Genomic DNA, 11490 nt, shown 5'->3' on the forward strand with positions numbered 1-11490 from the left:
TTCGTGAACCGTCTTGCGGTAGGAGGTGCGAACCAATCCACAGCATCCCTTACAGTGTAGCACAGACCTTGGAGAGGGTCCCTAAAAACTACTACTCTATAATACAAGGAGATACGGAGCGTAAAGCTGGTTACAGATCGTTATTCCTCGATCCGGGGATTGCGGGTCGGCGACAGCATAGAGCGGTATGAAGATCTGTATGGAACCACCTTGACGGTGTCAAAAGACAAAATGCCCATCGAAGTAAAAGATGGTAAAATTACATCTATCAGTTTTATAGCGCAATTTATCTGATACCAATCAATAGTTACAACAGAAAGCCCAGTCTGTCGAGAAACCCGGCTTATGCGTCAAGAATAAGCCGGGTTTCTGGCGTATAGAGGCCAGAAGAGGATAAAAGTGAAAGGGGAAAGATTCTCCTTCCCAACCAATTGGCCAATTTTTTCTTAGAGGTATTGTCTCTGCGCTTTTTGGTAGGCGCTGGCAGTTCATCATCATCATCAAAGGGCTTTTTCCCATGGGCCTCCCGGTCTGCGTTTACTTCTTCCACCAGTTCCTTAGCCTGGTGTTTGGATGCTGCGGGAATCTGCACCTTCACCTGCTTTTTGGTATTGGCGTTCGCTTTGATATGCGTGCCGTCCACAAATACCGCCTTGGGGGAAAGGTATCCTGCCTGCGCTACTTCCTCCAGATCCACGCAAAGCTCTGATTTATCGTCTCTTCTGTAAAGCGGTGCCCAAAATTATAGCTCACCGTGGAAAAGTGGGGTGTTTCCTCCTGCAAGCTGTCCCCCACAAACCAGCGATAGGCTACAATTAATCTTACTTCTTCTGCTGTCCGCCGAAGAGACGGCAAACCATACAAATGCTAGCTCAGTACCATTTTGCACTGCCCAATCGACCGCATCATTATAGTAGGCATTCTGCGGCACATCAGAAAAACTAGTCGTAAAAGCGGGAATCGGCAGCATAATTAAATGCGTTGCGTGAGATCGCGAGGTTAAGTGTTCTTGGTCCGCGGAGGAGCGGGACATCATTGTGTTTGCAAGCACGATCTTGTTGACGTCTTTATGCGATGGCTTCACCGGTAGGCAAATACAGCACCGTCTGTACGGTGGCGTCTACGCCTATGTCAATGCGTGTAACACGAACGCAGCCTTTTTCAAACGTAATATTAATCTGGTTATCCAACATGAAGGGCGTTTCTATTGTGCCGAGTACACTGCCGAACCGGTCAAAGCAAGCAATCGTATTTTGACTGGTTTGCAGCGCATATACGCCCGCTCCATCGGTCGGCAACACGCCCGGATGACCATTCGTTACCGTGACTGTAAACAATGTGGTCGGACTGCCGCCTGCCGCACAATGAAAGTACTCGTACTGGGTATCACTCACCCAGCAGCAATAAATATCCTGTCCAACCTCATCAAGTGCATTGGCATAGCTGCTGGTCAGTGCTTTACCATTCTGGTCGTAAAGCGTGTAGTATCCGTTATTGCCACCAATGTAATTAGTGCTCCATTTACTCGGTGTAATGGAATAGGCTTGAGCAGCGCCTAATTTGCCGTTTGCAAGCAGCGCATTGGTATTGCCTTTCTCAATCACCAACCGATCTCCTAAGCCGTAGAAAAGAGTATCTTGATCGACAGAAGTCTTATACTGCCAAAGTGTGTTGCCGTTTTTATCAATGGCGGCCAACGTATTGGCATCCGCCCATACAATGGCGCGTCCCTCACTCCACATAGTTTCAGGGATAAATATTTTTCCCGTTGTTCCGTCGGCATAGACGATCAAAGCATCGTCACCATCAACGGACATTGCCCATGCTACGCCATTTTTCTCATCAATGCCATCAAAATAATAACCATCTATGCGTTTGCCGGTTGCGGGTTGGTAGAGCGCAACATTGGTGTGCTCGTTCCACATCAGACCAACCCAGTCGCCGAATACGGTGATGTCATAGAAATAACCGTCGGTATCTTCAAAATCGGTCAGCAGGTGATTGCCGTCCTTATCCTCCAGATGCATACGGGATACTCCTGCACCAGAGTAATCCAGAACGGTATGATAAGGTGCTTCTGCGTTTGGCACAGGCAAAGCAGCATACGATGCATCGTAAAGCCGCAGCATAGTGACGATGGATTGTTCGCGCGTGTACTGTCCGGTTGGGTCAAATGCATTATCTCCCGTACCGGTCATGACCCCGCTATTATATGCCCAATACACGTCGCTGCGCGCCCATGAGCGGATATTTTCACCGTCGAGAAAAACGTGCGGCATCTTATTTTTCGTGCTGTCAGCATAGTCGGTGCGCAGTACGGCCAAACGATGCAGCATGGATGCTGCTTCCTGCCGCTGAATCGGGGAGTCGGGGGAAAAACGTCCATCGCCAACACCGTTTACCACACCGATGGATGCGCACAGCAGAACATCCTCGTCCGTACAGTCGGTGAAGGAAACCGAACTAAGTGTAATGTCCTTGAGTTGCCCGTTTGCTTCCCAAATGCGATACAGGGAAGCGGCAAGTGAACAGAATTCTGCTCGTGTGATGACAGTATCATAGGACGTGTTCAGCGTTTCCGGCACCAGCCCGGCTTCTTGTGCGGTCTGCACGGCTTCTTGCGCCCAATTGCTGGGCTGTGTGGATGCAGCGCCGACAGACACCATCAGCAGACTGACCGTCAATAGCATGGCAAACAGCTTTTTCATAAATATCCTCCCTTTTTTGTGACAGTACAATAGGAAAAGAACCGCTTATATTTTATCACACTTTCTGGCATGCCACAAGTTTACAGGAGATGGCAGACTTGCTACTGCATTCAGAGGGTAGGGAGGAGTAAACAGCATAAAGCCCGGTTTAGAATTCTCCTAAACCGGGCTTTTAACGCGCAAGGACGTTTATTTTCGCATCAAACACATGGCTCGATACAGCATTTCACAGGCGTCCTGCCGCGTGATAGGGCTGTCATCACTCTGCATAGCTGCAAGAGGGGACAGAATATCCAAACGGTCCAGACTGCTGATGGCACTGCGCGCCCAATCCATATCGCTGTGTGTGTCCGCCAGCGTATATTGCAGTCCGTCCATGGATTCGGACAGAAGATTGTTGATAATCACGCTTGCTTCGGCCAGTGTAATCGGGTTTTGACCTCGAATTTCGTTCAGTCCACCGGAGGTTTGGTAGCCGTTAACCAGTCCGTTGGCAGCAGCCGTGCTTACAAAGGGCTTTGCCCACGCAGACAGTCCTCCGTCATCTGCGAAATCAGTTTGTTCGGTAGGCTCGACAGGAAGTTCCGCGATGGATGTTGCCATCGCAATAAATTCACTGCGTGTTACGGTTTGAGTAGGGCGGAAAAAGGAGCATCCGCCAATGCTTTCGCCGGTCATGACGCCGTTTTCCGCAAGATAGATGGCGGCATAATGGGCAGGATTACCGACCATATCCGAATAAGTGAGGCCCGCACGATTCTTCTGTACATTGATGGTGATGCTTGCTGCCTGCGCGGTGTTGCCTTCCGCGTCGACTGCAGTATAGGAAAACTTGTCCTTTCCTGCTTTAGCACCCGGAGAGTAGGATAATATATTACCCTGTATATTGGCCGTTCCGAGACGAGGTTCTTCGGTGAGCTGATATAACACAATATCATTGTCCGTATCCATGGCTTGCAATTCTACTTCGATAGGAATTTCAACATATGTTTCCGCTTCGACCACCTGCGCTACGGGAACATTTCCTGCAGCCGATGCGGTTGACAGGCTGGAGGCAATGGCTGCCGCCATAATTAAAATGGTGACAGGAAGCAGTATCACAGCAGTCCACAGTTTTTTATCTGCTTTCAAGTTTGTTCACCCTTTCCAAACGGTGTTTCTGATGGGCAGTATGCACCAAATTGAAGGGCTTTATGCATAAAATTGCCAGAACTTTCGGCGAAGTTTCGGAAGGCTTGCTGAATGAAGGAAAATCATACGAAAATACTTGCCGAAATTGCAGGAATGTGGCATAATTTTAAGCAGGAAAGCAAGGAATAGAAAGGAGTTCGACGATGGAGAATCATCAGTTTGTTCTTGTGCTGGATTTTGGCGGTCAGTACAATCAGCTGATTGCACGCCGTGTGCGTGAGCATCATGTGTATTGCGAGGTGAAGCCGTATAAAACCTCGATTGATGAAATTCGTGCAATGAATCCAATCGGCATTATTTTTACCGGCGGCCCCAACAGCGTGTATGATGAAAAGTCCCCAAAATGTGACCCAGCGTTGTTTGAATTGGGTATCCCTGTGCTGGGCATCTGCTATGGCTGTCAGTTGATGGCGCATACGCTCGGCGGCGAAGTGACTGCGGCGCAGGAGGACACTGCGCGTGAGTACGGAAAAACGGAAACGTTTTATAACACTTCCTGTAAGCTGTTTAAAAGGTTGCCGGAGCAGGGAATTTCTTGGATGAGCCATGGCGACTATATGGCAAAGGTGCCGGAAGGCTTCTCCTTGGTAGCCCATACGGAAATGTGCCCGACCGCGGCAATTGCAGATGAGGCGCGCGGTTTTTATGGTGTACAGTATCATCCGGAAGTGAACCATACCGAAAATGGTTCGCTGATGCTGAAGAATTTCCTCTATGAGGTTTGCGGCGCTAAGGGCGACTGGACCATGGAGGACTACAAGAACAACTCGATTCGCACCATTCGCGAAAAGGTTGGAACCGGTAAGGTTCTGCTTGCGCTGTCCGGCGGTGTGGACTCTTCTGTTGCTGCGGCGCTTCTGGCCGAAGCTGTCGGCAACCAGCTGACTTGTGTTTTTGTCGATCATGGCCTGATGCGCAAGGACGAAGGCGATGAGGTTGAGGCTGCATTTGCAAAGTGGGATATTAATTTCATTCGCGTTGATGCAGAGGCGCGTTTCCTTGGTAAACTGGCAGGTGTATCCGATCCGGAAACCAAGCGCAAGATTATCGGTGAAGAATTCATCCGTGTCTTTGAAGAAGAAGGTAAAAAGATCGGCAAAGTCGACTATCTGGTGCAGGGAACAATCTACCCGGATGTCATTGAGTCCGGAGCAGGCGATGCCGCGGTCATCAAGAGTCATCATAATGTAGGTGGTCTTCCGGATTTTGTGGATTTCAAGGAAATCATTGAGCCACTGCGATTGCTGTTCAAGGATGAGGTACGTCAACTCGGTCGCGAACTTGACCTGCCGGAGTATCTTGTGATGCGTCAGCCGTTCCCGGGGCCGGGCCTGGCGATTCGTGTAATCGGTGATATCACAAAAGAGAAACTGGATATTCTGCGCGAAGCAGATTTTATTTTCCGCGACGAGATCTCGAAGGCTGGTTTGGAACACACGATGAACCAGTATTTTGCGGTATTGACCAATATGCGTTCGGTTGGTGTCATGGGGGATGGACGCACCTATGACTACACACTGGCATTACGTTCTGTTACAACAACAGACTTCATGACGGCGGATTGGGCACGTATTCCGTATGAGGTTCTGGATCGAATTTCGGTCCGTATTGTAAATGAAGTCGCGCATATAAACCGTATTGTTTACGACATCACATCTAAGCCCCCGGCAACTATCGAGTGGGAGTGAGTTTTTGAAACTCCGAACCCGTTGCGGCACAACGATTTTGCGGTTTTATATCTCTCTTTTGATAACGATTTGATAACGCTCCCCATAGGCCGTATCATTCTGTATCCCCAGTGGATTGCGGGTAAAGAATGTTCTTTTGCGGCTTATAAGTGAGGACAACCATATTAGAAAGCCCTTACCGATGGCAACGTCGGTAAGGGCTTTTGCTGTCTATTCATCAGTATCGGGGCTATCTTTGAGTGCATCCACCAGGAAATCACTCAATTCCTGTGAGGGAACTTTTGCCCACCGCAGGGTGGTGTCGTACTTGGGGTAGTTGTACCGCCAGCGGTCATAGTCCTCCCTGGTGATCTCCCCGGCCTCCAGCTTCTTGGCCTGCTCCGCCCAGGCGGACAGCATATCAAGCATATTGGCATAGGTCTTGCCTTTGGATTTGTCCAGACGCAGACAAACCTCGCCGTCAATCTCCCCAATAGTCAGCCCCCGAATATCCTCCAAAGCAAAGAGGGTGTGCATCAGGCCGATGTCGGTATCTATGTCAGGGACGGTCAGGGCATCAGGGGAAATATCAAAGAAGTCAGCCAGGGTCTTTGTCAGGTCGGCCTTGGGGGTGCGGCTCCCGGTTTCATACTGTGCCATACGCACATCGGCGGAGCGTTCCGGGAAACCCACCACCATGCCAAGATACTTCTGTGTGATGCCCTTCATGTTGCGGAAGAAACGAATACGTTCACCAATCGCCATAACTGCCAACTCCAATCTATGTAATGGGGACACTTGAAGTATAACAGATATGTTTAGACCAGTCAAGAGAAAAATAAATAAATTTGTTTATATTTTCTCGTTGGAAGGTCTTGACATAACGGAATAGAGTTAGTATAATAGGACTACGTTAAGCAAATAGCGTTAAATCAAAAGAAAGGAGGAATCCATATGGAGAACAGATTCATCCGGGCGGAAGAAGTTGCGGACGAGCTGGGTGTATCGAAGCCCTACGCCTATAAACTCATCCGGCAGCTCAACGAAGAATTGAAGGACAAGGGCTTCATCACCATCGCAGGGCGGGTCAACCGCCAGTATTTCAACGAACGGCTCTACGGGGCCAGAAAGGAAGGGAACTAAATGCCAGTCTTTAAGGACGAAGCAAGAGGAACATGGTACGTCATGGTGCGGTATCAGGACTGGACGGGGGAGCGCAAACAGAAGTGCAAGCGTGGCTTTGCCACCAAACGGGAGGCCCAGGAGTGGGAGCGCAGTTTCCAGATGCAGACCTCCGGCGACCTGGATATGACCTTTGAAGCCTTTACCGAGCTTTACACCAAGGATATGAAACCCCGGCTCAAGGAGAACACCTGGCTGACCAAGGAGAACATCATCCAGAAGAAAATTCTGCCCTACTTTGGCAAGCGGAAGATTAGCGAGATCACCACCAAGGACGTGATCGCATGGCAGAACGAGTTGCTGGCCTACCGGGACGAGAAGCGCAAGCCCTACTCGGCTACCTACCTCAAAACCCTGCACAACCAGCTTAGCGCCATCTTCAATCACGCTGTCCGCTTCTATGAGCTGCGCTCCAATCCCGCCGCCAAGGCTGGGAACATGGGGTCAGAGGAACGGAAGGAAATGCTGTTCTGGACGAAAGCGGAGTACCAGAAGTTTGCAGATGCCATGATGGACAAGCCCGTTTCCTACTACGCCTTTGAAATGCTCTACTGGTGTGGTATTCGGGAGGGGGAACTGCTGGCCCTGACCCCGGCAGACTTTGACTTTGAGGCCGGGACGGTGAAAATCAGCAAGTCCTATCAGCGGCTCCACGGCAAGGACGTCATTACCACGCCAAAGACGAAGAAAAGCAACCGCACCATTAAAATGCCCAACTTCCTCTGTGACGAGATGAAGGATTACCTGGGGATGCTCTACGGTATCAAGAAGAAGGAGCGCATTTTCACCATCACGAAAAGCTATCTCCACCATGAGATGGACAGAGGGGCGAAGTCGGCAGGGGTCAAGCGTATCAGAATCCACGACCTCCGGCATTCGCACATCTCACTTCTGATTGACATGGGCTTCTCCGCTGTGGCGATTGCTGACCGTGTGGGGCATGAGAGTATCGAGATCACCTATCGCTATGCCCACCTGTTTCCGTCCAAGCAGACGGAAATGGCAGACAAATTGGACTTTGAAAGGATGGGAGCGTAATGTCAGCTAAGAATTTGGACACTCACAACCGCTGGAGGAACAAGACCGTGGCCTTCCGGGTATCCCCGGAGGAAAACAAGCAGATTGACGCCGCTGTGCGGCTCTCTGGCCTGACGAAGCAGGACTACATCACCCGGCGGCTCTTAGACCGGGCCGTGGTGGTGCAGGGCAATCCCAGGGTCTACAAGGCCCTGCGTGACCAACTCGCCGCCGTCCTGGGGGAACTGCGGCGCATTGAGGCCGGGGGCGACGTGGGGGATGAACTTCTCGCCACCATTGACCTTATCTCAGTGACGCTGGGCGGCATGAAGGAGGATTGATAGATTGATGGATTCCAGAGAAACGAAAAGGACTGTCCCGGTTCCGTCTGTTGGCGCAGACGGGGAACAGCCCAATTCTCAAACAACTACCCAAAGTATAGCAGAGGAAACGGCTGAAAACAACCCCCAAGAGAAAGATTTAGAGGAAATGCTCCGGGATATGCGGCGCATGAACGACCCAGCCTACCTCCACACAGTTTCCATGAACGACCTTTACCAGAACATCTACCAGAGCAGACCGCCCGTAATAGACGGTCTGCTCTACCCTGGGACGTACCTCTTTGCGGGAGCGCCCAAGGTGGGCAAGTCGTTCCTGATGGCCCAGCTTGCCTACCATGTCAGCATGGGCCTCCCCCTGTGGGGCTACCCTGTCCACAAGGGGACTGTCCTCTATCTGGCGTTGGAGGACGACCACCGCCGCTTGCAGGGGCGGCTATACCGAATGTTCGGCACAGAGGGCACCGACAATCTGCTCTTTGCGGTCTACGCCAAACAGCTTGGCGTTGGCCTGGAGGAACAGCTAAAGAAGTTCGTCCGGGAACACCCGAACACCAAGCTGATTATCATTGACACCCTCCAGAAAATCCGGGAGGCTGGTGGGGATAAGTACAGCTACGCCAACGATTACGAGGTGGTGGGTAAGCTGAAACGCCTTGCCGATGATTGCGGCGTCTGCCTCCTGCTGGTACACCACACTCGAAAGCAACAGGCAGATGACAAATTCGATATGATCTCCGGCACCAACGGTCTGCTGGGAGCGGCGGACGGGGCCTTTCTTCTTCAAAAGGAGAAGCGGACAGACGGCAGCGCCGTTCTGGACGTGGCCGGGCGTGACCAGCAAGACCAGCGATTCTATCTTACCAGGGACAAGGAACGGCTGATATGGACGCTGGAGCGTACGGAAACGGAGGCATGGACAGAGCCGCCCGACCCGGTGCTGGAGGCCATAGCCGCCCTTGTGACGGCGGAGAAGCCGACCTGGGGTGGTACGGCCACCGAGCTGGTAGCGGCGCTCCAGACCGACATGAAGCCCAACGCCCTGGCGATGCGGCTAAACGTCCGGGCCGGGAAGCTGCTGATAGACTACCACATCCGCTATGAGAACAGCAGGAGCCACGCCGGGAGAAGTATCAGCCTGACGCTGGAACCGTCCCAGGCGTGACGACCGTGACGGCTGTGACGGCTTTTTTGAGAGTGGCGGCGGTGTCTGAAACATCGTCACGGTCGTCACGGCTGTCACGGGGAGCAGCAAAGTTTAGGCGGGGTGCAGGGTGCCCTTTTCAAAGGGCGGCCCTGCTGGGGGAGGCAACCGCAGTTGCCGGGGGCAAAGCCCCCACACCCCCTCGGAGAGCCCACGACACTTTGCAGACCGAAGGGATGAAAGTGTCATAGTGGGTTATTACACTTCCTGCAGGAAGTGCCTCCCCCGAACCCCCGTCCTCTTTCAACAACCCAACATCTGAAACAGGAGGATTTTTGCCTATGGCGAGAGGCGACGGTATTGACCGTACCAACGCAAGAAATATGAGGCTGACCGAAACCAAGATCGGTAACACCCAGCAGCACAACGAGCGTGAGAAGGATTCCTATGTCAATCAGGACATTGTACTGGAGCGGACGCCGCTCAATGTCCATTTCAAAACCCCGTCTGCCGGGTATCGGGAGATGTTTGCTCAAATGGAGGCCGACGGCGTGATCTCCACCCGTGGCATCAAGGAGGATGCCTTTCGATACGGTGAGTTGGTCTTTGATGTAAACTCCGCTTACTTCTACAATCACGGCGGGTATGACTTCGCAAAACAATTTTACACCGAAGCCTATAAAGCCGCAATCAAAATCGTGGGCGGAGAGCAGTATATTTTGTCGGCGGTCATGCACGCTGACGAGCGCAACCGGGCCATGTCCGAGGCGCTGGGGGAGGACGTGTACCACTACCACCTCCATGTGGTTTATATCCCGGTAGTGGAGAAGGAGATACGCTGGACAAAGCGGTGCAAGGACAAGTCCCTGGTGGGCAAGGTCAAGGAAACGATCATGCAGGTGAGCATGAGCAAGAAGTGGGCGTCCAAGCCCATTCTGGACGAAACTACCGGGGAGCCGTTACGCACAGCTAAGGGCAAACCCGTTCTACGAAAGTCGTACAGTGTCCTGCAAGATGATTTCTTTGAGCATATGCGCTCCGCTGGCTATGACGATGTAGAGCGTGGGGAACGTGGTAGTTCCGAAGAACATTTGACTGTTACGCAGTTCAAGACGGAGCGTGAGCAGGAACGGCTTGCACAGCTTCAAGAGGTGTCGGCGCTGGCCCAGGTTGAGGCCGACAAAAAGAATAAGGAGGCAGCATCAGCTGAGAAGAAAGCGGCCCAGGCCAGGGCTAAGCTGGACGATGTAGCGCCCTTGCTCAAGGGCATGGAGAAACTGGCGGCGGACTTCTCCGACGACCCGGAGCGGACGCTGCCGGAGGCGGGGCCGCTGGAATCGGCCAAGTCCTACCGGGAGAAAAAGGCCAAGCCCCTTTGGGAGAAGATCGTCAAGGTGCTGCGCTCCGTCTACCGGGCCTACTTCGACCTCAAGAGCAAGTTTGAGCGGTTGCAGAGCGCCTATGATCGTGAGGTCAGTAAGAACGGCTCCCTGTCAGCCAGGATTTATGAGGTTTGTGCCGAGAGGGACGGCTTGAAAGGGCAAGTCAGGGACTATGAGCGGGTCAGACGGGCCATTGGCCCGGAACAGGCGGACAGGATACTGGAGGCAGCTTACCAGCAGGAACAGGTCGAAAAGGAGCAGAAATGGGGTGCAAGGTCAAAAATAAGGGTAGGCGCACGATAATCACAAAAAATGGAGGTAATTTCATGGAAAAGTACATCTTTGACGAGGGCAACGGTCTGTGGTATGAGTTGCAGAGGGACTAACAATATTCGGGCGTGTGCGGCGGAAATCGTGGACACAGAAATTATTTGCGCATGAGGCCCCAAATCGGAGGGTGTCCCGGTGAATGCCCTCCTGATTTATTTGGGACAGCGGGTAAAAACTTCTTGCATTTTAGAGTGTGCTATGCTATACTGCTGTCATCCTGATTTGAGGAGTCTATTCAACATGCGGCAAGGTATTCTTAAATAAAATTTGATAATGGGCACAAAAATAATTGCCCCTTGCAGGGGCTTGGTTTTTGTACCCAATTTAAGAATGCTTTTGCCTTTTTATCAAATATCGTGACGGATAACGGCTCATGTTAGCTGAATGCGTTTCTATGTATCCGAAGTCATGATCCCCAGCGGTAAAAGTATTTTACTGCTGGGGATTTTTATGCCCTTTGGGGCTGTAAAGGGAGGACAATCACATGAAAATAATCAATATTGGAATTCTTGCCCATGTAGACGCTGGAAA

11 protein-coding genes are annotated in these 11490 nt (G+C 51.7%); 6 read left to right on the plus strand and 5 right to left on the minus strand.

The features are described 5' to 3' along the window. Positions 1 to 343: 343 nt before the first annotated feature. From ACTQ34_RS16295 to ACTQ34_RS16310, 4 genes are all read right to left on the minus strand, one after another. Positions 344 to 697, minus strand: coding sequence for a hypothetical protein (locus tag ACTQ34_RS16295; protein WP_441364705.1), 354 nt, complete (start codon positions 695 to 697; stop codon positions 344 to 346). Next, entirely contained in the window at positions 679 to 864 is a 186-nt protein-coding gene (locus ACTQ34_RS16300; RefSeq protein WP_441364706.1) for a transposase, read from the minus strand. The genes ACTQ34_RS16295 and ACTQ34_RS16300 overlap by 19 nt, the downstream gene beginning before the upstream one ends. A 203-nt stretch (positions 865 to 1067) precedes the next feature. Continuing rightward, positions 1068 to 2708, minus strand: coding sequence for an S-layer homology domain-containing protein (locus ACTQ34_RS16305; RefSeq protein ID WP_441364707.1), 1641 nt, complete (start codon positions 2706 to 2708; stop codon positions 1068 to 1070). A 189-nt stretch (positions 2709 to 2897) separates the two neighbouring features. Further along, entirely contained in the window at positions 2898 to 3839 is a 942-nt protein-coding gene (locus tag ACTQ34_RS16310; protein ID WP_441364708.1) for an S-layer homology domain-containing protein, read from the minus strand. Between the two features lie 203 nt (positions 3840 to 4042). Between ACTQ34_RS16310 and guaA the strand changes: the two genes are divergently transcribed. Further along, positions 4043 to 5587 (plus strand): glutamine-hydrolyzing GMP synthase, encoded by a 1545-nt coding sequence (gene guaA / locus ACTQ34_RS16315; RefSeq protein ID WP_441364709.1) that lies wholly within the window; start codon positions 4043 to 4045, stop codon positions 5585 to 5587. Between the two features lie 210 nt (positions 5588 to 5797). On the opposite strand, the gene ACTQ34_RS16320 is transcribed toward guaA, so the two are convergent. Further along, positions 5798 to 6331, minus strand: coding sequence for a helix-turn-helix domain-containing protein (locus ACTQ34_RS16320; protein ID WP_019541686.1), 534 nt, complete (start codon positions 6329 to 6331; stop codon positions 5798 to 5800). A gap of 189 nt (positions 6332 to 6520) precedes the next feature. Between ACTQ34_RS16320 and ACTQ34_RS16325 the strand changes: the two genes are divergently transcribed. The 5 genes from ACTQ34_RS16325 (at position 6521) to ACTQ34_RS16345 (ending at position 10932) form a co-directional block, all read left to right on the plus strand. Then, on the plus strand, positions 6521 to 6709 hold the full coding sequence (locus ACTQ34_RS16325) for a helix-turn-helix transcriptional regulator (protein WP_016412724.1): 189 nt from the start codon (positions 6521 to 6523) through the stop codon (positions 6707 to 6709). Then, positions 6710 to 7786, plus strand: a complete 1077-nt coding sequence (locus ACTQ34_RS16330) for a site-specific integrase (protein ID WP_019541685.1) — start codon at positions 6710 to 6712, stop codon at positions 7784 to 7786. Then, entirely contained in the window at positions 7786 to 8106 is a 321-nt protein-coding gene (locus ACTQ34_RS16335) for a plasmid mobilization protein (protein WP_019541684.1), read from the plus strand. Before ACTQ34_RS16330 ends, ACTQ34_RS16335 begins: the two co-directional genes overlap by 1 nt. 7 nt (positions 8107 to 8113) lie before the next feature. Further along, a complete protein-coding gene (locus ACTQ34_RS16340; protein WP_031583915.1) occupies positions 8114 to 9268 on the plus strand; it encodes a helicase RepA family protein in 1155 nt (384 codons plus the stop codon). Between the two features lie 320 nt (positions 9269 to 9588). Next, positions 9589 to 10932, plus strand: a complete 1344-nt coding sequence (locus tag ACTQ34_RS16345) for a plasmid recombination protein (RefSeq protein ID WP_036376036.1) — start codon at positions 9589 to 9591, stop codon at positions 10930 to 10932. Positions 10933 to 11490 lie beyond the last annotated feature (558 nt).

It is taken from the genome of Agathobaculum sp. LCP25S3_E8 (assembly GCF_052117165.1).
Taxonomy (GTDB): Bacteria; Bacillota; Clostridia; order Oscillospirales; family Butyricicoccaceae; genus Agathobaculum.